The 22,625-nt window shown below is 43.9% G+C and carries 18 protein-coding genes; 7 read left to right on the forward strand and 11 right to left on the reverse strand.

All coding sequences use genetic code 11. The features are described 5' to 3' along the window. Positions 1-81 precede the first annotated feature (81 nt). Positions 82-840, reverse strand: a complete 759-nt coding sequence (locus M9196_RS00585; protein ID WP_250615590.1) for a Nif3-like dinuclear metal center hexameric protein — start codon at positions 838-840, stop codon at positions 82-84. Between the two features lie 81 nt (positions 841-921). Here M9196_RS00585 and M9196_RS00590 point away from each other — a divergent pair, with 81 nt between their 5' ends. Next, entirely contained in the window at positions 922-1,689 is a 768-nt protein-coding gene (locus M9196_RS00590) for a DUF1853 family protein (RefSeq protein WP_406707607.1), read from the forward strand. A 225-nt stretch (positions 1,690-1,914) separates the two neighbouring features. Here M9196_RS00590 and thiI read toward each other — a convergent pair whose 3' ends face one another. The 3 genes from thiI to pomA all read right to left on the reverse strand — a co-directional run bounded on the left by thiI (position 1,915) and on the right by pomA (position 5,364). Continuing rightward, on the reverse strand, positions 1,915-3,363 hold the full coding sequence (thiI, locus tag M9196_RS00595) for a tRNA uracil 4-sulfurtransferase ThiI (protein ID WP_250615592.1): 1,449 nt from the start codon (positions 3,361-3,363) through the stop codon (positions 1,915-1,917). Positions 3,364-3,621: 258 nt separating this feature from the next. Beyond that, positions 3,622-4,557: a flagellar motor protein MotB gene (locus M9196_RS00600; protein WP_250615593.1), complete on the reverse strand. Its 936-nt coding sequence runs from the start codon at positions 4,555-4,557 to the stop codon at positions 3,622-3,624. Positions 4,558-4,599: 42 nt separating this feature from the next. After that, entirely contained in the window at positions 4,600-5,364 is a 765-nt protein-coding gene (gene pomA / locus M9196_RS00605) for a flagellar motor protein PomA (protein ID WP_250615594.1), read from the reverse strand. A gap of 325 nt (positions 5,365-5,689) precedes the next feature. On the opposite strand from pomA, the gene xseB reads away from it, so the two are divergent. From xseB to dxs, 3 genes are read left to right on the forward strand one after another with little or no spacing between them, the layout of a single operon-like run. After that, entirely contained in the window at positions 5,690-5,932 is a 243-nt protein-coding gene (gene xseB / locus M9196_RS00610; RefSeq protein WP_250615595.1) for an exodeoxyribonuclease VII small subunit, read from the forward strand. Positions 5,933-5,952: 20 nt separating this feature from the next. Beyond that, the gene (ispA, locus tag M9196_RS00615; protein ID WP_250615596.1) at positions 5,953-6,837 is read left to right on the forward strand and encodes a (2E,6E)-farnesyl diphosphate synthase; all 885 of its coding nucleotides are present in this window, start codon (positions 5,953-5,955) and stop codon (positions 6,835-6,837) included. Positions 6,838-6,859: 22 nt separating this feature from the next. Further along, complete coding sequence (gene dxs / locus M9196_RS00620; RefSeq protein ID WP_250615597.1) at positions 6,860-8,725, forward strand: 1-deoxy-D-xylulose-5-phosphate synthase; 1,866 nt, start codon at positions 6,860-6,862, stop codon at positions 8,723-8,725. Between the two features lie 124 nt (positions 8,726-8,849). Here the strand turns inward: dxs and gltX are convergent, their stop codons facing one another. Further along, a complete protein-coding gene (gene gltX, locus M9196_RS00625; RefSeq protein WP_250615598.1) occupies positions 8,850-10,277 on the reverse strand; it encodes a glutamate--tRNA ligase in 1,428 nt (475 codons plus the stop codon). Between the two features lie 163 nt (positions 10,278-10,440). Between gltX and M9196_RS00630 the strand changes: the two genes are divergently transcribed. Together M9196_RS00630 and M9196_RS00635 are read left to right on the forward strand one after the other, a co-directional pair. Continuing rightward, positions 10,441-13,224 carry a cation transporter gene (locus tag M9196_RS00630; protein WP_250615599.1) on the forward strand — a complete coding sequence of 928 codons (2,784 nt, stop codon included), beginning with the start codon at positions 10,441-10,443 and terminating at the stop codon, positions 13,222-13,224. Between the two features lie 58 nt (positions 13,225-13,282). Beyond that, on the forward strand, positions 13,283-13,729 hold the full coding sequence (locus M9196_RS00635) for a DUF411 domain-containing protein (protein WP_250615600.1): 447 nt from the start codon (positions 13,283-13,285) through the stop codon (positions 13,727-13,729). 49 nt (positions 13,730-13,778) lie between these two features. Here M9196_RS00635 and M9196_RS00640 read toward each other — a convergent pair whose 3' ends face one another. After that, a complete protein-coding gene (locus tag M9196_RS00640) occupies positions 13,779-14,525 on the reverse strand; it encodes a porin (RefSeq protein WP_250615601.1) in 747 nt (248 codons plus the stop codon). A 375-nt stretch (positions 14,526-14,900) separates the two neighbouring features. Next, complete coding sequence (locus tag M9196_RS00645) at positions 14,901-15,611, reverse strand: oligogalacturonate-specific porin KdgM family protein (RefSeq protein ID WP_250615602.1); 711 nt, start codon at positions 15,609-15,611, stop codon at positions 14,901-14,903. A gap of 551 nt (positions 15,612-16,162) precedes the next feature. Between M9196_RS00645 and M9196_RS00650 the strand changes: the two genes are divergently transcribed. Beyond that, the gene (locus tag M9196_RS00650) at positions 16,163-17,026 is read left to right on the forward strand and encodes a TraB/GumN family protein (RefSeq protein ID WP_284677055.1); all 864 of its coding nucleotides are present in this window, start codon (positions 16,163-16,165) and stop codon (positions 17,024-17,026) included. 607 nt (positions 17,027-17,633) lie between these two features. Here M9196_RS00650 and M9196_RS00655 read toward each other — a convergent pair. From M9196_RS00655 to ligA, 4 genes are all read right to left on the reverse strand, one after another. Then, the gene (locus tag M9196_RS00655; RefSeq protein ID WP_250615604.1) at positions 17,634-18,029 is read right to left on the reverse strand and encodes a MerR family transcriptional regulator; all 396 of its coding nucleotides are present in this window, start codon (positions 18,027-18,029) and stop codon (positions 17,634-17,636) included. A gap of 24 nt (positions 18,030-18,053) precedes the next feature. Next, entirely contained in the window at positions 18,054-18,842 is a 789-nt protein-coding gene (locus tag M9196_RS00660; RefSeq protein ID WP_250615605.1) for a DUF2057 domain-containing protein, read from the reverse strand. A gap of 94 nt (positions 18,843-18,936) precedes the next feature. Next, positions 18,937-20,106 carry a porin gene (locus M9196_RS00665; protein ID WP_250615606.1) on the reverse strand — a complete coding sequence of 390 codons (1,170 nt, stop codon included), beginning with the start codon at positions 20,104-20,106 and terminating at the stop codon, positions 18,937-18,939. 482 nt (positions 20,107-20,588) lie between these two features. Continuing rightward, on the reverse strand, positions 20,589-22,592 hold the full coding sequence (gene ligA, locus M9196_RS00670; RefSeq protein WP_250615607.1) for an NAD-dependent DNA ligase LigA: 2,004 nt from the start codon (positions 22,590-22,592) through the stop codon (positions 20,589-20,591). Between the last annotated feature and the right edge of the window lie 33 nt (positions 22,593-22,625).

Below are 22,625 nucleotides of genomic sequence, written 5' to 3' on the forward strand. Positions count from 1 at the left end.
ATTCCATTTTTTAGGTCATAGGCCATAGGCCATAGGCCATAGGCGATTACATTTAAAGTGCCATTGCCTCAAAGCGAACATTTATACTGGGTTATCGATATCGACAAATTCAACATCCAAGCCATGTTCAGCCGCTAGCCACTCCCCTAACGCTTTAACACCGTATCTTTCAGTGGCGTGATGCCCTGCAGCAAAGTAGTGTATTCCCATCTCACGTGCGGTATACGTAGTTCGCTCTGATACTTCACCCGAGATAAAAGCATCAAGCCCCTGCGCGGCGGCCATTTCAATATAATCTTGACCACCACCGGTGCACCAACCGATGGTTTCTATGAGTTTGTCTTCATTTTCTGGTGCAATATGTAGTGGTTCTCGATTCAACACCTTGTTAATACGCTGCGCCAATTCCTTCCCGGACATCGATGTCTTAAAACGTCCACACATGGCGACTGACTGCGCATGCCCTTCTAACCCAGCCTCAACTTCAATATCAAGTAACCCAGCCAACTGAGCGTTGTTACCGAGCTCTGGATGGATATCTAATGGTAAGTGGTAACCATAAAGGTTGATGTCGTGTTTAATCAAGCTACGAATTCGTCTGCCCTTCATACCACGGATGGCTTCAGGTTCACCTTTCCAAAAATAACCATGATGAACAAGAATAGCATCTGCACCCACCAAAATAGCATGATCGATTAACGCTTGAGAGGCGGTCACACCGGTGACTATTTTCTTTATCTCTACCGCGCCTTCAATCTGCAACCCATTAGGGCAGTAGTCTTTAATGAGTTGCGGTGACAGCTTGTCATTCAATATTGCTTCAAGTTGTAGATGGTTCATGCAAATTCCTGCTTTGTGGCTTGATCCAAGTGTTATAGCAATTTAATCTAATGCTGTCGAAAGGAAAGTATAAAACTCATGATGAAAGACTATTTACCCGAATTTGCAACATGGATAAGTCAAGTATCGAGCTTAACTTATGGTGATCCTCGTTTAGAAACAAAGCTGCCCCCTTCGGCAGACTTCGTTCCACTGGATACCGCCCCCTATCATGGTAATCCACGTTTGGGTTTTCTTTATCAAGAGCTCTGCCGTCGTCATTTTGAGCAGCACCCAGACTACGACGTTGTTGCAGAAGAGATACAACTGCAACAGGATAAAAAGACACTAGGCGCGATCGACTTTTTAATTAGCAATAAACGACAGTCCACACTGGAGCACTGGGAAGTCGCCATTAAATTCTATCTGCTAAAAGATAATCGATGGTATGGCCCCAATGCAAAAGATCGCTTAGATATGAAGCTGTCTAGAATGTTAGATCATCAATTACTGATGAGTGACACTGATGCGTTTAAAGCTCAATTTCCTGATTTAGCTCCCAATAGCAAGCATCTACTGATGCAAGGAAGACTCTACGTCAATCCATTCAATATCGAACCAGTGCCGAAGCAATGCCTCGGGTTTGATCTAGATGAACATAATATCGCGGGTTTCTGGTGCTACCAAAAAGACATCGCTAAATTAACCGAGCCAATGTATACCCTTCCTAAGCATTTGTGGGCAACTGGGTTTACGGGACCAAAGCCGCAGGCCTTAACATGCTGGCCTGAACATTTTGTCCACTGCCAATCGGAGTCTGGGCAATTTTGGTTTATCGTGCCCAACGATTGGCCGGAAAGCTCGATGTAATGGATCGACTAAGCGAATTAGATGATTAGCTACAAGCCCACACAGTGACTCGTACGGCTATTATATTTATGACTAATACAGCTATATCTTAATGCCACGAGCAAGCGATTAATGCCACGTTAAAGCCTAAATCTCACGATCAAAAAAGGCGCATAATGCGCCTTTTAATCATATCGACTTATAAGCAAATTTATCTGCAAATAAAGACGGTGGCATCGCCTATTGCTATGGACGATAAACCTTAACGTTAGCAAAGCCTTGCTCTTGTAAGTACAACGCTTGGAGACGGCTCATTACACCACGATCACAGTACAGTAAGTACGTTTTCGTTTGATCAAGATCGCCGAACTGAGTCCCTAACTTAAAGAATGGCAAGTGCTTGACTTCTACACCTGCAATCTCAAGTGGACTCTCTTCTTCTTCGTCGGCACTACGAATATCTAATACAATCGCGTGCTCTTCTACCGCTTGAACCTGTTCGACCTCTGGTGCTTGCTGTTGGCTTTCTTTCTCTATATCACGGATGTCCATTACTCTTGCATCAGACACCACTTGATCAAGAATTGAGAAATCGAATTTCTCTTCTTCCACTTCTAGTTTCGCTTTTACCGCTTTAACCGTTGGCTTCTTAGAAATCACACCACAGTATTCAGGCATTGTTTTAGCGAAATCTTCCGTGCCAATTTCACGGGCGACATTAATAATATCTTCTTTGTCCCAGTTGATAAGAGGACGAAGAATTAACGTATCCGTCACATTATCAATGTGACGTAAGTTGGTCAGGGTTTGGCTTGATACTTGACCTAGCGCTTCACCCGTGACGAGAGCTTGAATACCAAACTTCTCGGCAACCATACCACCAGCACGCATAAACATACGCTTAAGCACGACGCCCATTTGGCCGTCATCGACTTTTTCTAAAATTTCAGCGACAACGGGTTCAAAATCCACAGAAATGAATTTCACTTTTGCCGATGAACCATACTTATTCCACAAAAAGTGCGCCACTTGCTTCACGCCAATCTCGTGAGCAGGCCCACCAAGATTAAAGAAGCAGTAATGCGTTTTCGAACCACGCTTAATATGCAGATAACTCGAGACCCCAGAATCAAAGCCACCAGAGATCAAGCTTAGCAAGTCTTCTTGAGTTCCAAGCGGAAAACCACCCAGACCTTTATGGCGAGCAATCACTTGGTTGAGTTTATCATTCGAAACTTCGACATTAACGGTAACGTCTGGCTTACTCAGTTTAACTCGTGCGCTCTCTATCGCCTGATTTAAACCGCCGCCAACATAACGCTCAAGTTCGATCGACGTAAATTCATGCTTCCCACGTCGCTTAGCACGTACGCAGAATGTTTTATCAACTAAAAGCCCGCCATTCAATTCCAGCACCTGCTCGTAGATATCGTGCAAATCCGTGAAATCTGATTGTTGAACTTCCAATACATGGTGAATACCCGATGTATGCGTCAATATTTCTAACACTTCATTGTAGTATTGCGCCGAGTTTGCACTCACTTCAATGTGATCTCGACGATTAATCACCGCGACAGATTCAGTACGACGTTGAATAATAATACGCAAATTGGACTCAAGAATTTTGGTAAAGCGCTTACGCACTGAGTCACTTTTAACAAAAATCTCTGGATGGGGCTTTACGATAAATCTCATAGTCTAATCACATCTCGTTGGAATGCTGTCTAATCCGACAGTAAGGGCAATATAACAACTGTAGTATAATTCTGGGCGACATTTCCATGCCAAATCGTCATAGTGTTAACGTCAGAATTTCTCAGGGGCGCAAGTATATACCCAACTGAGTCTTGGATTCCAGTTTCTGACTACGCTTTAAGCGACATCGATATAAAAACGCCAGCGCATAAGCACTGGCGTCATAATAACTCATAAGCAGGTATCCATACGGCAAGGCTACTCGCCGTTCGCTGACACTTCTTCAGTAAAGAGAGGTTCACCTTGCATAATACTAATTTCAACACGACGATTTCTTGCGCGCTGTCTTTCTGTATCGTTAGGCTCTCTCGGTTCCGTATCTGCAACCCCTATCACTCTAAGCCTCTGATGAGAAAACCCTTTTACTTTTTCCATTTCTTGCGCAACGGAGACAGCTCTTTGAGAAGATAAATCCCAGTTTGAACGATACAGTTCAGAATCTAATGGTGTGTTATCAGTATGACCAGAAACACGTATTAGACCGGGAATGTCTTTCGCTAAATCCGCAACCTGACGCACCAACGGCCTAAATTTAGGCTGTAGGAAAGCCGAACCTTCAGGAAAGGCGCCTTTTTCTTCAATTCTAATAACCAGTTGCTGACCCAGGTTTTCCACCTCAACCGCACCTTGTTTAATTTCTTGTTGAAGCGCCATTTTTATCGCTTCTTCCAATTTCTCTAGCTCTTTCGACGCATCTTCACTTTCGGATGATGCCGTACCAATTTGATTTTTCTGGGTACGATCGGCAGTTTGACCACCGGTAATCTTACCGTCATCACGCTGGTTGCCACCCGCTCTATCAGAATCGCCTTCTTGAAATTCCAATGTCTGCTGCGTAATGTCGATAGTTTGCTGCATGATGACGTCAATAGGGGTAGGCTCTGGTCTCCCAGGTCGGAACTCTTGCGCAATAATGCTTGTTCCCTTTGGAATGTCCTTCACTTCCAGTCTATTCTGCACACCAAAAGCAAACTTCATCGAGCCAGCAATTTGCTTAAATTTCAATACATCCATTTCTGAAAATGAAAGTAAGAGCACAAAGAAACACATTAACAGCGACATCAAATCGGCAAAGGTACCCATCCACTGAGGAAGACCAGGGGGCGGACAGTCACACTTTTTATCTTCTTCCATTAGAGCGCCTCCCTGTCTTGCTCAACGGCTAGGACTGGCATATTACTCACCGTCCAAATCAAAAGCGCGCTTGCTTTCATTAAGGTAGTTCTTCAAGTAGCCATCGATAACACGTGGGTTTTGTCCATCTTGAATAGCCAATACGCCATCCATAATAAGACGGCGATTGAGTTTCTCTTGCTCTCTTCGCAATGTCAGTTTATCGGCAATTGGGAAAAACAACATATTGGACAATATCGCTCCATAGAGCGTCGTTAACAACGCCACCGCCATCGCAGGTCCGATAGATTTAGGATCATCCATGTTAGAAAGCATCGCCACCAAACCAATTAAGGTACCAATCATCCCCATCGCGGGTGACACGTCCCCAAATGCTTTGAATACACTGGCTCCTTTGACATGACGCTCGTCGGTAAGCGCTATGTCTTTTTGCATCGCATTTCTTACCACTTCCGCATCATGACCATCCACTAATAAGTCGATACCCTTTTGCATAAAGCTATTTTGGATATCCATCTCTTCTAGTGCTAGGAAACCACCTTTACGCGCCGCATCCGCCATTTCAACGATTTTGGCAATAAGGTCTTCAGGTTCATCCGTCTTAAACATGAACGCTTTGCCGGCAATTTTTGCCGCGCTAAAGAACTGGCTCAATGTGAACTTCATTAACACAACAAACGTTGAGCCGCCGATCACAATAAATACTGACGTTGTGTCGTAATAAATCATGATGCTTCCGCCAAGCACCATGGCTACAATAATTGATGCCACCCCACCAATGAGGCCAACAAGCGTCGCTAAATCCACTCAATACTCCGTTTTCATTTGACGTCGCACATGATTTTAATTGAATCAATAATGCGCTTGAGTCTATCGCTTTATACTGAGGTTATCGACCGCGCCTCAATATCTTTAAGTTATTTATGACCATAAAATCACAGTTTTGAGCATAAGTACTGTAAAACGTACGGGGTAAGCTCAGCAGCTAGCGGTTTAAGTATCTATAAATCGAATGTTTTTTTACCTGAAACCCAGTCAGTACTCTATCTTACCTACATTTTTAGCACCATTAATTTGACCATCTGGCGAGGCTCATGTAACGTTCGATCATTTCGGATAAAACAAGTACGTTATGGCTACGAAAAAACCAGAAAATATGTCATTTGAAGCGACGGTCGATGAACTCGATCAGCTTGTCGAGCAACTTGAAAATGGCGATCTTGCACTAGACGATGCACTCAAAAAGTTTGAGCGCGGTATCGCTCTCGCACGAGCAGGTCAACATAAGCTTACCGATGCAGAACAAAAAGTCAGTATTCTTCTTAGCAAAGACGATAACGCTGAGCTGCAAGATTTCTCCCAACAGCCAGAGTAACGTCAAAAGTGAGTACCGACATGATCGAGACTTTGCAGTCTTATCAGATAAGAAACAACCAGCAATTAGATGCTTGGTTAGACGCCAACCCATTTCAAAAGCAACGTTTAACCGAAGCAATGCGCTATGCACTGCTACTCGGAGGCAAGCGTGCCAGACCCTTTTTAGTTTATGCCACAGGGCAAATGCTTGGGTGCACACTGGAAGAGCTCGATACGCCAGCAGCGGCGATTGAGTGCATTCATGCCTATTCGCTCATTCATGATGACTTACCCGCGATGGACGATGACGAATTGCGACGTGGGCAAGCGACTTGTCATATTGAGTTTGATGAAGCGACAGCGATTTTAGCTGGAGATGCGCTACAAACGCTGTCCTTTACTATCCTATCAGAAGGGCCGATTGCCCCTACCTCTGAAACACAACGTATAGAGATGATAAAGCTATTGGCGTTTGCATCTGGTGCCGCGGGAATGTGCGTGGGTCAATCATTGGACTTAGAGGCTGAGAACCGCTTCGTTGATATCAATGAACTGGAACAGATTCATCGCCATAAAACTGGCGCTCTAATAAAGTGTGCCGTTCAGTTGGGGGCATTAGCCGCAGGTGATAAAGGCGTCGCTGTTCTCCCTCAACTTGAGAAATACGCTGAATCTATTGGCCTCGCATTCCAAGTACATGACGATATCCTTGATATCATTGGAGATACTGAAACACTTGGTAAACCGCAAGGTTCCGACCAAGAGTTAAACAAAAGCACCTACCCTGCTCTGCTTGGGTTGGAAGGTGCACAACAAAAAGCTAAGGCTCTTTTCGAAGAAGCGCTTTGTGCTTTAGATGCAATCCCCTACAATACGCAATTACTAGAAGATTTCGCCCGATATGTCATCGAGCGCAACAATTAACAATACTAAGCGCTGAATTACTATGACACTTGATATTTCCAAATATCCGACACTGACATTAGCAAATACGCCAGAAGATCTGCGTTTGATGCCAAAGGAATCGCTGCCTAAGCTGTGCGAAGAGCTGCGGACGTATTTGTTAAATTCAGTTAGCCAGTCCAGCGGCCATCTTGCCTCAGGTCTAGGAACGGTTGAGCTTACTGTCGCCTTACACTACGTCTATAACACCCCATTTGATCAACTGATCTGGGATGTGGGCCATCAGGCTTACCCACACAAAATACTAACGGGTCGTCGCGACAAAATGTCGACGATTCGTCAAAAAGATGGACTGCATCCATTCCCATGGCGTGAAGAAAGTGAATACGACGTGCTGTCTGTCGGTCACTCATCCACGTCAATCAGTGCCGCGCTTGGTATTGCGATTAGTGCGCAAAAAGAGCAACAAGACCGTAAAGTCGTTAGCGTGATTGGCGATGGCGCGATCACAGCTGGTATGGCGTTCGAAGCTCTCAACCATGCTGGTGACGTCCACCCAGACATGTTGGTTATCCTTAACGATAACGAAATGTCTATTTCCGAGAACGTCGGTGCACTTAATAACCATTTAGCACAGGTGCTATCCGGTAGCCTTTATACCTCAATTCGCGAAGGCGGCAAGAAGGCACTTTCAGGCTTACCTCCGATTAAGGAGCTGGTTCGTCGTACCGAAGAACACTTGAAAGGCATGATTGTTCCGGGCACGTTGTTTGAAGAGTTTGGCTTCAATTACATCGGCCCTGTTGATGGCCATGATGTCAATGAGTTGATAAAAACACTCAAAAATATGCGCGAACTGAAAGGTCCACAATTTCTGCACATCATGACCAAAAAAGGCAAAGGTTATGAACCCGCAGAGAAAGACCCAATCGGTTATCATGGCGTTCCGAAATTCGACCCGTCGCACTCAAGCCTGCCAAAAAGCAGCTCAAGCAAGCCCACTTATTCTAAAATATTTGGTGACTTCCTTTGTGATATGGCCGCGCAAGATCCTAAACTCATGGCTATTACTCCTGCGATGAGAGAAGGCTCTGGTATGGTGCGCTTTTCTAAAGAGTACCCAGAGCAGTATTTCGATGTTGCCATTGCTGAGCAGCATGCGGTGACATTGGCAACTGGTATGGCTATCGCCGGCAACCACCCTATCGTGGCGATCTACTCTACGTTCTTACAACGTGGCTATGATCAACTTATTCATGATGTGGCAATTATGAACCTTCCTGTCATGTTTGCGATTGACCGAGCTGGATTAGTTGGTGCAGACGGTCAAACACACCAAGGGGCATTTGACCTTAGTTTCATGCGATGCATTCCGAATATGGTCATTATGGCACCGAGCGATGAAAATGAATGTCGCCAAATGCTCTACACTGGTCATACTCATAACGGTCCAAGTGCTGTTCGTTACCCTCGCGGAAGCGGCAATGGCACTACGCCTGAGCCAACGTTTACAGCGCTAGAAATGGGTAAAGGACGTATCGTACGAGAAGGCAGTAGTGTCGCTATTCTCTCTTTTGGCACCTTCCTAGACAGTGCTCTAGTAGCCGCAGAAGCGCTTGATGCGACGGTTGCAGATATGCGCTTTGTCAAACCCCTTGATGAAGCCTTAATCCGACAGCTAAGTCAGTCTCATGATGTACTGATCACGATTGAAGAAAACGCTATTGCAGGCGGTGCGGGTGCGGGTGTCATTGAATTTATGATGAGTGAGAAGATACTCAAGCCGGTACTGAACCTAGGCTTACCTGACAAGTTTGTAGCGCAAGGTTCGCAAGATGAGCTACACGCAGAACTTGGCTTGGATGCAGCAGGTATCGAACAATCTATTCGAGACTATCTTGCCAAATAGCACGTGAGTCATATCTCGTAAGTTAAGCGGCAATCACGAAAGGCGACCATTGGTCGCCTTTTCGCATTCTACAAGTATAAAAAACCGCTGTCACTACAGCGGTTTTTACTATCAATACTGCCGGTTATGCGTTAGCTTCACGCTCAGCAATAAAGGCAAGTGCCATGGTAATACGAGCAATAACACGCTCTTTACCCACTAGCTCCATTACCGCATCAACCGATGGAGATTGACCACCACCTGTTACTGCAACACGAAGTGGCATACCGATTTTACCCATGCCAATTTCAAGCTCTTCACAAACTGCCGCAATGACCTTGTCTTTGATGTTTTCTGTCGTCCACTCTTGCAACGCTTCCACTTTCGCAAGCGCGGCTTCTAACGGAGCTTTTGCTACGCCACGCAGATGTTTCTTCGCCGCGCCAGCTTCAAACTCAGAAAAGTCTTCATAGAAATAGCGAACTTGCTGTGCCAACTCAACGAGCGTGTTACAACGCTCACCCACAAGTGCAATTACGTCAGTGATCGCAGGACCGTTCTCTATATTTAGCTTCTGCTCGTCTAGGTGCCATTGCAGGTACTTTGCCACATACTCTGGCTCTGACGTTTTGATATAGTGATTGTTAAGCCACAATAACTTGTCAGTGTTAAACGCTGAAGCCGACTTTGAAATCGCATCTAATGAGAACAAGTTAATCATTTCTTCAGTAGAGAAAATTTCTTGGTCACCATGAGACCAACCTAAACGAACTAGGTAGTTATTGAGTGCATTAGGCAAGTAACCTTCATCACGGTATTGCATAACTGAAACCGCACCGTGACGCTTAGACAGTTTAGCGCCATCATCACCAAGGATCATTGCACAGTGAGCAAAGGTCGGCACTGGCGCACCAAGTGCTTCATAGATATTAATTTGACGCGGAGTGTTATTGATATGATCTTCGCCACGCACCACGTGTGTGATACCCATATCCCAGTCATCAACAACCACAACAAAGTTGTATGTAGGTGCACCATCAGTACGACGAATAATCAGGTCATCCATTTGGCTGTTCGAGATTTCAATACGACCACGGATTTGATCATCAAATACCACACTACCTTCAGTCGGGTTGCGGAAACGAATCACGCACGCATCGCCTTCTGCCGCTGCGGCATTTGCTGCAACAATTTTTGGGTGATTAGCATCATAACGAGGCATTTCTTTGTTCGCTTCTTGCTCGGCACGAATTTCTTCTAATAGCTCTTTTGGTGCGTAGCACTTGTAAGCTTTGTCTTCTGCAAGCAGACGATCAACGACCTCGTTGTAACGGTCAAAACGCTTAGATTGGAAGTAAGGACCTTCATCCCACTCTAAACCCATCCATGTCATGCCTTCAAGAATCGCATCAACCGCTTCCTGAGAATTACGCTCTAAATCCGTATCTTCAATACGTAAAACGAATTCACCGCCCTGGCTTTTAGCGAATAACCAAGAATACAGTGCAGTACGTGCACCACCGACATGAAGATAGCCTGTTGGGCTTGGAGCAAAACGTGTTTTAACCGTCATTGAAAGTACCTTGTTGTCAACTGCGCACGATGCTCGTCATCGTACGTTGCAAATTTTGGACGCCATTTTATCACCTTATGCTAAATCTACAATGAATTGCTTGACCTTACCCTTACGTCAAGGTTTATGTTGTAACCTGACACCAAGGTTTTTGAGGTTTAAGATGAAGAATTATGCATTACGTTTATCAGGTCTATCGTGTTCCCGCTGCGTGAATAAGCTTAAAGCTGCGTTGGAGAAAACGTTTGTCGATCTTAATATTCAGACGATCAACACCACACAAATCCAATTCTCATCTTCCGCCTCTTTAGAAGACATCTACCCAACGATTACAGGGCTTGGCTATAACGCAGGTTACCATTATCAATTTGATCTTAGCGGGTTAAATTGCAATAAGTGTGTTGCCAAGTTACAACAACACCTGCTATCCCACCCAGGCTTAACCATTCAACATATTGATACGCATAGTTTGGACGTGTTGGCTATTCACTCTAGTGATACCCTACAAACATGGATTGAAGAAGTCGGTTATCAATCGACATTAAAAACAACGGTGAACGAGGATACGTCAGTACTCACGTCTATCGATTCCGTACCGACAAAAGCGACGCCTCAAACGTCGACAGAGCGACTATCTAAGAAACCATCCCACACTGAAGACGAAGGAATAACGCCACAAACTACAACCATTCAGCTGCTTATCCAAGGCATGACCTGCGCCAGTTGTGTGTCTTCTGTAGAACGATCGCTTATGCAAGTTCAAGGCATCGCGCGAGCTCGTGTGAATCTCGCCGAACAAAGCGCCGTCATCGCACTTGAGAGTAGCATTGAAAAAAATGCCGATAGTCATGCCATCACGCAACGTATTCAAACGGCCTTAATCGACGCAGTAACCGCGGCCGGGTATCAGGCTGAAATCGTCAATGACCTATCAGCCAGCCAAGCGGCACAGCAGCAACGTCTTCTCGACCATCAACAGCGACAAAAGAAAAATACCATTGTCGCCTTATCCCTCGGCGCACCTCTCATGCTTTGGGGAGTACTCGGTGGCAACATGATGATAAGAAACCCTCTCGATCAAGCTATTTGGGGAGCCATCGGGTTGCTGTGCTTATGGCTATTAGCGACCGCAGGACGAGATTTTTTTGTGAATGCCATTAACGCGCTTAAACATAAGCGAGCGACAATGGATACCCTTGTTGCGCTAGGTACCGGTGCTGCCTGGCTTTACTCTACACTCGTCGTCATCAAGCCAGACTGGTTCCCCTTACCCTCTCGACACGTGTATTTTGAAGCCAGTGCAATGATCATTGGTTTAATATCTCTGGGTCACTTTATTGAAGCAAAAGCAAAGGCGAGAACGAACCAGTCACTGCAAGCGCTGATGACACTGCAGCCAAAACATGCCATTGCCCTGATTGATGGTAAAGAGATCTCGCTGCCGATCTCAGATATCAAAGTCGGCATGACACTACGTATTAAGCCCGGTGAGAAGATCCCCGTCGATGCGCAAGTTTCCCAAGGTCAAAGCTATGTTGACGAATCCATGTTAACAGGCGAGCCAATCGCCATGTCCAAGCAGCCCGGAGATTGGGTAGCGGCGGGAACATTAAATCGAGATGGGAGCTTAGTGATTATCGCATCAGGCGTAGGCAAGAACACCAAGTTATCTAGAATTATCACCATGGTAAGGGATGCGCAAAGTAGTAAGCCTGCTATTGCGAAGCTCGCTGACTCGATCTCAGCGGTCTTTGTTCCCGTTGTCGTTGTGATAGCGATCGTCTCTGCCTTAATATGGTTCTTGGTGGGCCCTGAACCACAAATAAGCTATATGCTTGTGGTTTCAACGACGGTATTAATTATCGCTTGTCCTTGTGCATTAGGGCTGGCGACTCCCCTGTCAATCACTGTCGGAATTGGTAAAGCAGCACAAGCCGGCATTTTAATTAAAGATGCCGACGCGCTACAAAAATTGAGTCATGTCACGACCGTCGTTTTTGATAAAACAGGCACACTCACTATTGGTCAACCAAGCGTGCAGCAAATCTTTCTCTTTGATATCGATGAGCCAGAACTTGCCGAGCTCGTCGTTCCTCTCGAAAAACGCTCTGAGCATCCTTTAGCGAAATCTGTGGTCCAATACTGGGAAAATAGTCGACAGAACGACACGGGAGGTGAAGTTGAACAGTTTACAAACTTACAAGGGAAAGGCGTATCTGGGGTCGTTCAAGGCCGCACGGTATTAATAGCCTCACTCAATCACATTCAACAACTAGGGTTAAACACGACAGAGCTCGATCAAACGTTACAGCAATGCCAACGTCTTGCTGCAACCCCTGTTGTTGTCGTAATCGATGGCCACATCCGAGCGATCATCGCTATCGCAGACGACGTAAAAGATGAAGCGGCACACGCCATCGCCGCATTAAAAGCAAATGGTGTTCACACCGTCATGCTTACAGGCGATAACCGCCACGTTGCTAATACGGTTTCCAAAGCAATTGGGGTAGACGAAACCATTTCGGAAGTATTACCTGAAGAAAAAGCCGACCATATAAAACGTCTTCAACGCCAATACGGCCATGTCGCAATGGTTGGCGACGGTATTAACGATGCGCCAGCGCTAGCACTTGCTGATGTCGGAGTTGCTATGGGGACGGGCAGCGATGTCGCCATTGAAAGTGCGGCAATGACACTTCTAAACAGCAATCCAAATTCGATTAACTATGCCATTGAGCTATCACGAGCAACGGTTAAGAACATCAAACAAAATTTATTTAGCGCCTTCATTTATAACACACTCGGTATTCCTATTGCCGCGGGCGTGCTCTACCCGATATTCGGTTTTTTACTCAGTCCTGTTTTTGCGGGTGCGGCGATGGCACTATCCTCCATCACTGTCGTCACAAATGCTAATCGATTAAGAAACTTTACCAGCAAGCACTAATCATGCGTTAGCTGAGACGAATGAAACATGAACCATAATGATAAATAAGGAATTAGCGATGTCGAACTCATCACGCGTAATTAAAACACTGACACTTTCCATGGCGTTGGTGACTGGTTCTGCGTTAGCAACCAACGTTCTCACTTACAAATCTCCTTACTGCGGGTGCTGCAAAGAATGGGTCACTCATATGGAAGAGGCGGGGTTTGATGTCACTGTTGAAGACCATAAGAATATGACTCCCATTAAGCAGCAGCTCGGTATAACGCCAGAGCTTGCCTCTTGCCATACCGCAGTGATTGGAGAGTACGTTTTCGAAGGTCATATACCAGCAGAAGATATTCGTTCTTTCTTAGCCAATCCACCCAAAAATGCCAAGGGACTCGCCGTTCCTGGCATGCCTTTAGGGTCACCTGGCATGGAGTATGGTGATAAAAAAGATGCGTATCAGGTGCTCGCGTATAATGAGAAAGGTCAAGTGTTTAGCTACCGTTCGTATGAGTAATAGGTAGACGATGAAATGCCACGGCAACTGTGGCATTTCATAATGGACATTAAAAATTATATGTCCCGCCAATCAAGAAAGCGCTATTCGCGACGCCTGAGCGATAATAAGGATGACGAAAGCTGCCTTGGCTTTTATATTCAAAATAAGGCTGAAAGGCATATTTGGTTAGCGTTAAACGAAACTCATGATCCATGGTGTTATCTGTGTAAGGGTACCAGGGGTAGTAGGCGCCGCCCATATGATAAATGTTGTTGTAGTGCACTTTAACAGGATGGGTTTTGAACTGGTAAGCGATTTTATTATCAAAGCGATAATCCATGTCAGGCTTATAACCCCACTTGTCATGCTTTGCGTAAACTTCCACTCGAGTTCGGTGACTCAGGGAGATCCCCTCATCAAAGTCATAGCCTATTTTAAACAACGGTCGAAACTGCATGGTTTCACCAAGCTGCATTAAGTGTTCATAACCCGCTCCTAGCCAAAATTGACGCGATAGCGCAAATTTTTGCTCGATACCTAGCGTGGTTAACGGCGCTCTTGCCGAATGCCCATAATACACATCATGATGGTTGTGGTGGTGATCACTATGTGGTGTCGCCCCTAATGGAATATCTTCAACTTTAAAGCGTAACGTTGTGTCGCTATCAAAGGTATGTCCCGCTTCCATTTTGGCGGTCACTTTGGAATCATACAAATAGGTACTATTGAATTGGACATTACCCTCAATGTAGGAGGAAGAAGCCAGAGATGAAAAAGAGAAGATGAGCGTTAGATAAATCAATAAGGTGCGCACAGCAGAAATCCTTAGGTGCTGAAATTTGGCTAGGATAATGCGCAGTTGGTGATGAATGGGCAAATGGTAACAATGTCAAAATAACGACAAATGCCAAGCAATATAAAAAACCATTATATCTATAAAATCAGCGTGTTATTGAAAATATCTATTCAGCAGGTCAGAAGAAGTTTAGCCTAATGGTGATAATCAACCCACCGCTCACATTAATGCCTACTATTTATCCAAAATAACTTAAAGGAAAGTTCCAATAAAATATTCCAAAACCTTCACAACAAAAATGAACCACCCTGATAGTAAAGCACCAGACACAAAAAAAGGTCCCCGCCGGGACCTTTGTATTATGGAAATATGAACAATATTTTTTACGCGGGCTTAGAAGCCGTAAGAAGCACCAAGTACGAACGCGTTGTTCACTCGGCTGCTGCCATTTGCATCTTCAAGACCGTGTGCTTGACTACGGAACTCAACGTAAGGTTGAACACCTGTACGTGTCCATGTTGCACGAAGCTCGTGGTCCATCGTGTTAACTTTGTCAGCACCATTTGCGTCTTTGTCACCAGCAATTAGATAGACGTTATTGTATGACAGTGCTACTGGAGTATCTGCAAACTGGTATGCAATTTTGTTGTCTAAACGGACGTCAGTGTCTGAGTTACGAGTTTGACCGTCTTGTTGATTGTTGATGTGCGCACGAGTACGGTTGCTTAGAGAAAGACCGTTATCGAAGTTATAACCAATTTTAACCAATGGGCGGTATTGAATCGTCTCGCCACCTTGAATTAGGTGATGGTAACCCGCAGCTAACCATAGGTTATCTGTCACGCTGAACATCTGCTCTACACCTAGCGTTGTCGCCGGCAGTGGGCTCGCACCATCTTCAACTTTACCTAGTGGAATCGCATCAAACTCAACTAGAAGCGTTGTGTTTGAATCAAACGTGTGACCTGCTTCTAGCGTCGACGTCGTTTTAGAGCCTTGTAGGTACGTATCATGAAACTGAACGTTACCAGTTACATAAGAAGAACCTGCGAATGCGCTTGTAGATGCTACTGCTAGTGCGGTTAGAGCGAGAACTTTTTTCATCATAAATACCTATTTAGTTGTTTGGGTGACCGCTTATGTTGCGGTCTTGATTCATTGCCTATTTGGCTTGGCAACGATTTAACGACATTTAATTCGCGCAAACAAATAAATAGCTTACTTTAGTGATCATACGCACAACAACAAGGAATAAAAAAACATAAATATTTAAAAAACAACAACTTAAACAAAACTCCTAAATAATCTCTTAGTAACAAAAACGTTGTGATTTGACTACACTCACAGAAAAATCCTAGAAATCACGCCAGTTCCAACTAAATTCACAGCCGTTCGACGCGTTACTCGCATTAACTATGCTTAAAAATGTGACAAAGATCGATGAATTTAGATTTATCTTCCGCATTAAAGAGTTCTTAATTATCACTGTTAATCAAGTTGTTCTTCTATTTTTGACCAGATGGTTAGTAGGCAAGGAAGGAAAGTAAAGGCTAAAGTGTGCAAGCAAGCCTTGCCGCCGCGCGTTGTATCAAACACAATACGGTCATCATTGATGAACCTCTAAGCACAAGGAAAGAACATTGTTAAATTTGGGTATGAATAAATGGTGGTTGTTTCTCCTACTCTGCACTGCGACTTCTCTTCAGGCAGAACCATTGGTTTGGAGAGCATCCCAGGGCACGCAAACTCTCTATATAGTAGGCACGGTTCATTTGGGTGATTCGTCCCTGTACCCTTTACCTGATGTTCTTATTCAAAACCTGTCTCAGAGCAATGGCCTTATTGTTGAAGCGGATCTATCCGAATCGGTTAGCTTGCCACATCAAACTCAGCACACAAAAATTGAATCTTTACTCAATGCAAAAGAGTACACCCAACTTAAACACATCACGGATGTCACAACATTAGAATGGTCGACAATAAAAAGGCTCGCGCCATGGCAAGTAGCCCTGACTCTTCAGAATCACCAATTTCAATCACTCGGTTTTCATTCTCGTTTTGGGGTCGATAACACCATGATAGAGCTCGCAAGTACTCATGGTGTTCCTGTTATTGGCTTAGAATCACTTCAATTTCAAGTTGATTTACTTGCCAAGCAAGATGATAACGGTGTGGCAATGTTAAAGCAGACGCTAGCTGAGTGGGACGACGGGGCGAACAATGTCCGTTGTTTAATCGCGTCCTGGAAGGCGGGTGATATCGATAACTTGAATACTCTGCTTGATTCCGCCGCGGCTGATCAGGCCTTTGAAGAGAATTTCATTATTCATCGTAACCAAAATTGGGCTCAGAAATTAACGACCGACTCTGATCTTTCGAACGGTACGTTTACCGTGGCAGTCGGCGCTTTACATCTTGTAGGCAAAGAGAGTCTAATCCAGCTATTGACGCAATCTGGCTATGTGGTCGAACAATTGTCTCAACCTAAAAAAGCCCATTGCCACATCAAAACACAGTAATTCCGTCTCAATTATGAGACAGTCTCGCTGCGATTAATTATTGCTTTTATCATTTAATCGCCCATAAAACTAAAATGATCCTCACATCTATAGAATTCGAGAGACCGGCGTTCTTACATGGCTGTAATTATTAAAGTTTTATGGGGTAAAAGTAAGATTGTGTTAGAAACTAAGTAAGTGGTAATGTTCTATTTTCTTAATTAACATTAACGTAAGTACCTCTTTTCCAATTCGTAAATATTCTAAATTTCATAGTATTAGAAACCTATTCTTAGAATTAAAGCTGACTTGTTTATAATTAAAAATTTTTTAAATCTCACTATTTTTTTTGACGTTTCCCAGTAAGCACACATAATAAAAGTGACTTAAATCACATCTTCAACAAAAAATAGGTACGTATATGTCTTTTAAAAAATGTCGTCTCATCGCGCTATCATTCATTCTTGTAGCCTTACCGGGTTATGCTAGTGCGAATAGTGGGGAGGGAAATGTAATAGGGAGTGTTGTTCAGTGTACTTTGCCAGATGGGACTCAAGTATTAACTTATCAATTATATTGTAAAGTGGATGGTGGTCAATCTAGGTATTAACCCTTCCCTTCTATGGCCTCAATTTTTAAGTTTTTTGAGGCCATCAATTATAGGGCATTCACTTTCTTGATTTCCAGGGCATTCCTCTGACCACCCTTCAAGTTTATCTATCATCGATTGAATTAATGTCAGTTGTACCTTTAATTCTTGTGTTTTATGTTCGACGATGTTTTTCACATCAACACTTAATCGCCTGGGATTTTTTTCAATCTTCAGCAGTGCTTTACATTCTTCAAGGGAGAAACCGACCTTTCTAGCATTATTAACAAAATTCAACTCATCAATTTGTTCTTGAGAATAAGTACGATAACCATTAAGTTCACGGTCGGGCACTGAAATGATTTTCTTGTCTTCATATAACCGAATAGATTTCTGAGAAAGGCCTGTGATTGTCGACACTTCACTAATTTTCATCTACAGACCTACTCATGTAATTTTTTATTCACCTATCATCCATGTTAGCAAATACTGTCGTTCAGTTACAGATGCTTCTCCGTACCAATATTGCAACATTTTCTCTGATTGTTTACTCGAAGATAGCGAACTAGAAATCGATTTTCTATTAGATAGAGCCCACGACATGAACTTTTCTTGTTCATCAATTGACGACTTTTCATACCAATACTTGACCATTGATACTGGTTTGGTTTCCTGAGTTTCGGCTATTGCAACGGCAGCAGGGATCGTTGCAACTGCATTACTTTTTACTAGTAATTCACTTTTTAATGCTGAGATATAGCCAGCAGCTAACTTGAACGTTACTTGATAGCTATTATTTGTGACTAAATTAAACACAAAGTCATTATCACCCACTTGCTCCCACGTTTTGCTATCTACTGGGAAGCTGAAGTATTGAGTCGCTGTACAATGCTCCGTACAAATACTTGTTGACGGTTTCGCCATCACTAAATCAACTTCCTTACCTAAATATGATGCTTTTTCAAATTCGGTGTAAGACTTAAAGTAGCTGACTTCCATGTTCACGTAACCAGAAAAATCTGAACTTGGGTCACTGATATTTTTAGACAAAGCAAGAACGACTTGTGACTTAACGATATCTGCACCATTGTTAGCGTCAGCAACAGGGTTGTAATTTTTCCCAATAACAGTTCTTTCATTTCCTCTCGAACCCACTGACTCAACAGATTTAGAGAAATCACTTTTAGAATCAAGAGAAGAACAGGCTCCCAATAACAACGATAATACGACAACAGCTTTTCTTAACATATTCCTCTCCTTTGGAAAAAAACGTTGGCATACACCGCCAACGTTTACCTAACTACTAACACTTAAACCTAATAGCTCGATTGTTACTAATAGGTTAGAAACCGTACTCTAAACCTACACGAGTAACGATATCTGAACGATTATCAGTGCTATCTTTTACATTCGTTGTACGTTGAGCAACTCGAATGTAAGGTACGAAACCGTTTACAACTGCCATCAATTGGCCTGAAATAGTGTTCTCGGCATCATCTTGACTAACACCACCTTTTTCAGAATCTAAGTTGGCAGCATAACCTAGCTTAAAGCCAATAGGACCATTCCAGTATTGACCAATAACAGAATACGAACCTTGGTCATGTTTTACGCTAGCTTGGTCAAGTTGCTCATGTTTATACGCCGCCGCTAAACCAAAGCCAGCAGGAAGAGCAAGATCAAAACCCACTAAATACGCTAGGGTATCTGTATCCGCTGTCGTTGAAGCTCCTGTGTAATACGAATCACCAGGGGCATAAGCATTCCCTTTATCATCTGTACCCGATTCTCCCTCTTGAGCAATCTTCCACTCTTCTGCGGTAGTGCTACCAGGACGTTTCCCCGACTCCACAGCACCCATTAATGTCAGCTTTTCAAATGCATACTTAGCATTGGCACTTGCAAAGAAGGCGTCACGAGTTGCGTTACCACCACCATTGTCATCGTCATCACGACCAACAGAAGCTGCAAATGTGAAGCCACCAAATTTAGGTGAATCATAACGAATCTGGTTTGACTGACGATCGTAGTGAGCATTAATGCCACCCCAATCAAATACAGAGCCTAAACCTGGGTTAGAGAACGGCCAATCGACAATTTCATACAGTGGCGTCAATACACGACCAATTCGGACATTACCAAAATCACCAGATAAGCCAATATATGTATCACGGAAACCTAGGACACCACCAGATGTTCCACCATGAGCCCAGTCAGTATTATCAACATATCCAGATTCGATTTGCATCGTCACTCGGATGCTGTCTGTCATGTCGCCAGAAGCACGAAACCCAATTCTTGACTCATTTTCAACAGCAAAACCAGAACTATCAGATTCGTTGTCCGCTGTGTTGTAGTTAACAGCAGAGATTGCTGCAACACCATAAACCTCTACATCAAAGTCCGAGTTGATACCAACCTGACCGCCTGCACCTTCATCAGCGAAAGATCCGAATGAAACGACTGACGCCACTGCTGCACCGATGAGAGTGCGTTTAAACATTTTTTCCATGGAATAAACTCCTAAAAATGGATATAGCTGTTGTTAATATTTCGCCTTAAGTTGGCCGCCGAAGGGAAATATTTCCTTTTTAATTTTAATAACCAGAACTACTGATTAATTTCCTGTCTACACCGTGTGTATCCATATCCTCAAGACTAACTTCGCAACAAAAAATATCAATTATCAGTTCACTTTACATAAAAAAAATAGGAGCCACCGCAAACTTTACCTTCACTTATTGATGAAGATCTTATTTTCTATATCAAAAAACAAAAAATATTTTAATACCTTTAAAATCAACAACTTAAAAATACATAGCATTGTAATTACGTGATATGACTCGCAACGGTTTTTTATTTAATCATCTTCATAAAATAAACAACGCAATGATCACATAATTATTTTCATATTTTATTACCTAATTTAAACTTGAAGTCGCTCGCAAAAAAAAGGAGCCTCATAAGAGACTCCTTTTATAACAATAAATAGTATTACGGAATTAAATCTATTAAATCTTGTTCCGTTTTTATCTCCACACCCAGCTCTTGAGCTTTAGCTAATTTAGAGCCCGCGTTATCACCCGCAAATAATATATCAGTTTTCTTAGACACGCTGCCCGTCACCTTTGCTCCTAATGCTTGCAACGCTGCTTTTGCATCCCCGCGATTAAGTTGTGACAGTGACCCCGTTAACACAACAACTTTACCCGCTAGTGGTTGTGGCGCATCATCGGCGAGTTGCTCTATATCAGGCCAGTGAACACCTACTTCTATCAGTGAGTCAATGACTTGGCGATTCAAATCTGCAGCAAAGAAGTAGCGAATGTGCTTCGCTACAATCTCACCGACATCTTGTACTTCAAGTAACGCTTCATGGGATGCCCCCATGATCGCCTCCAGTGTCTCAAAGTGCGTGGCTAGATTCGCCGCCGTTGCTTCACCAACTTCACGAATCCCTAAAGAATAAAGAAAACGCGCAAGTGTCGTTTCTTTTGACACTGTAAGCGCATTAACGACATTTTGCGCAGATTTTGGCCCCATTCGCTCTAGAACGGTTAGTACGCCAGCGGATAGTTTAAAGAGATCGGCAGGTGTCTCTACCATCTCTTTATCAACAAGCTGTTCGATAACCTTATCACCCAAACCGTCAACATCGAGTGCTTTTCTCGATACAAAGTGTTTTAACGCCTCCTTTCGCTGTGCTTGGCAAACTAATCCACCAGTACAACGAGCCACCGCTTCGCCCTCTATACGCTCAATACCCGACGCACATACCGGACAGGCTTGCGGAAAACAAATATCCTGTGCATCTTCAGGTCTTCGCTCTGGAACAAAGGCCACGATCTGTGGAATAACGTCACCAGCTCTTCTTACAATCACGCTGTCGCCTATTTTGACGCCAAGACGGGCGATTTCATCGGCATTATGTAGCGTGGCATTGCTCACCGTTACGCCACCAACAAATATAGGCTCTAGTTTTGCTACAGGCGTGATCGCACCGGTTCGCCCAACTTGGAATTCAACGCTGTTTAACGTGGTAATTTCTTCTTGAGCTGGAAATTTATAAGCAATCGCCCAACGCGGTGCACGAGCAACGAACCCTAGCTGCTCTTGTAAGGCGATGTCATCAACTTTAATCACTACCCCATCAATTTCGTACGCTAATGCATCGCGCTTATCTGAAATCGATTTATGATAATCTTTCACCGCCTCAATACCACTGACTCGCATGGTTTCCGGCCCCATAGGAAAGCCCCAGGACTTGAGTTTTGTCAGCCTATCGTAGTGGCTCGGCGGCAATTCAGCACCTTCTACCACACCAAGGCTATAAGCATAAAAACTCAAAGGCCTTGTCGCCGTCACTCTAGAATCTAGCTGACGTAAGCTACCCGCGGCTGCATTGCGTGGATTAACAAATACCTTGTCACCTTTTTTTGCGGCAAGCTCATTCATTTTGTTAAAACCGGCTTTAGGCATAAACACTTCACCACGTACTTCAAGACGCTCTGGAATATCACTGCCTTGCAGTTTTAATGGAATAGCGCTGATAGTGCGGACATTTTCAGTAATGTTTTCACCGGTTGCCCCATCCCCACGTGTTGCCGCCTGAGTGAGAACGCCATTTTCGTACATCAAGCTCACCGCTAAACCATCTAATTTAACTTCGCAGCAGTAACTTCCCACAGTGGTACGGTTGACACGTTCACTTAACCGTTTGTTAAACGCATCTAAATCTTCATCTGAGAAGGCATTATCAAGCGAAAGCATAGGTATCTCATGTTTAACTTGACTGAAACCATCTAGTGGTGCGCCACCCACTCGCTGGCTTGGAGAATCCACGGATACCCATTCAGGGTTGGTGGTTTCAAGTGCCAATAATTCTTGCATTAAACGATCATACTCGGCATCGGGGACGACGGGGGTATCCTCCACGTAATACTTCACCGCGTAATGGTGAAGTCGCTCTTTAAGTTCATTTAATCGTTGCTGAGACATGCTTTTATCCTGATCGTAATGATAAAAAAGGCT

Origin of the sequence: Vibrio methylphosphonaticus, from assembly GCF_023634655.1 — a bacterium.
GTDB lineage: Bacteria > Pseudomonadota > Gammaproteobacteria > Enterobacterales > Vibrionaceae > Vibrio > Vibrio methylphosphonaticus.

Coding starts and splice junctions, on each gene's coding strand:
- dxs (WP_250615597.1), top strand. CDS start 6,860: ATGACACTTGATATTTCCAAATATCCGACACTGACATTAGCAAATACG.
- thiI (WP_250615592.1), bottom strand. CDS start 3,363: ATGAGATTTATCGTAAAGCCCCATCCAGAGATTTTTGTTAAAAGTGAC.
- M9196_RS00645 (WP_250615602.1), bottom strand. CDS start 15,611: ATGAAAAAAGTTCTCGCTCTAACCGCACTAGCAGTAGCATCTACAAGC.
- xseB (WP_250615595.1), top strand. CDS start 5,690: ATGGCTACGAAAAAACCAGAAAATATGTCATTTGAAGCGACGGTCGAT.
- M9196_RS00650 (WP_284677055.1), top strand. CDS start 16,163: ATGAATAAATGGTGGTTGTTTCTCCTACTCTGCACTGCGACTTCTCTT.
- M9196_RS00660 (WP_250615605.1), bottom strand. CDS start 18,842: ATGTTAAGAAAAGCTGTTGTCGTATTATCGTTGTTATTGGGAGCCTGT.
- M9196_RS00655 (WP_250615604.1), bottom strand. CDS start 18,029: ATGAAAATTAGTGAAGTGTCGACAATCACAGGCCTTTCTCAGAAATCT.
- ligA (WP_250615607.1), bottom strand. CDS start 22,592: ATGTCTCAGCAACGATTAAATGAACTTAAAGAGCGACTTCACCATTAC.
- ispA (WP_250615596.1), top strand. CDS start 5,953: ATGATCGAGACTTTGCAGTCTTATCAGATAAGAAACAACCAGCAATTA.
- M9196_RS00600 (WP_250615593.1), bottom strand. CDS start 4,557: ATGGAAGAAGATAAAAAGTGTGACTGTCCGCCCCCTGGTCTTCCTCAG.
- M9196_RS00630 (WP_250615599.1), top strand. CDS start 10,441: ATGAAGAATTATGCATTACGTTTATCAGGTCTATCGTGTTCCCGCTGC.
- M9196_RS00590 (WP_406707607.1), top strand. CDS start 922: ATGAAAGACTATTTACCCGAATTTGCAACATGGATAAGTCAAGTATCG.
- gltX (WP_250615598.1), bottom strand. CDS start 10,277: ATGACGGTTAAAACACGTTTTGCTCCAAGCCCAACAGGCTATCTTCAT.
- M9196_RS00665 (WP_250615606.1), bottom strand. CDS start 20,106: ATGGAAAAAATGTTTAAACGCACTCTCATCGGTGCAGCAGTGGCGTCA.
- M9196_RS00585 (WP_250615590.1), bottom strand. CDS start 840: ATGAACCATCTACAACTTGAAGCAATATTGAATGACAAGCTGTCACCG.
- M9196_RS00635 (WP_250615600.1), top strand. CDS start 13,283: ATGTCGAACTCATCACGCGTAATTAAAACACTGACACTTTCCATGGCG.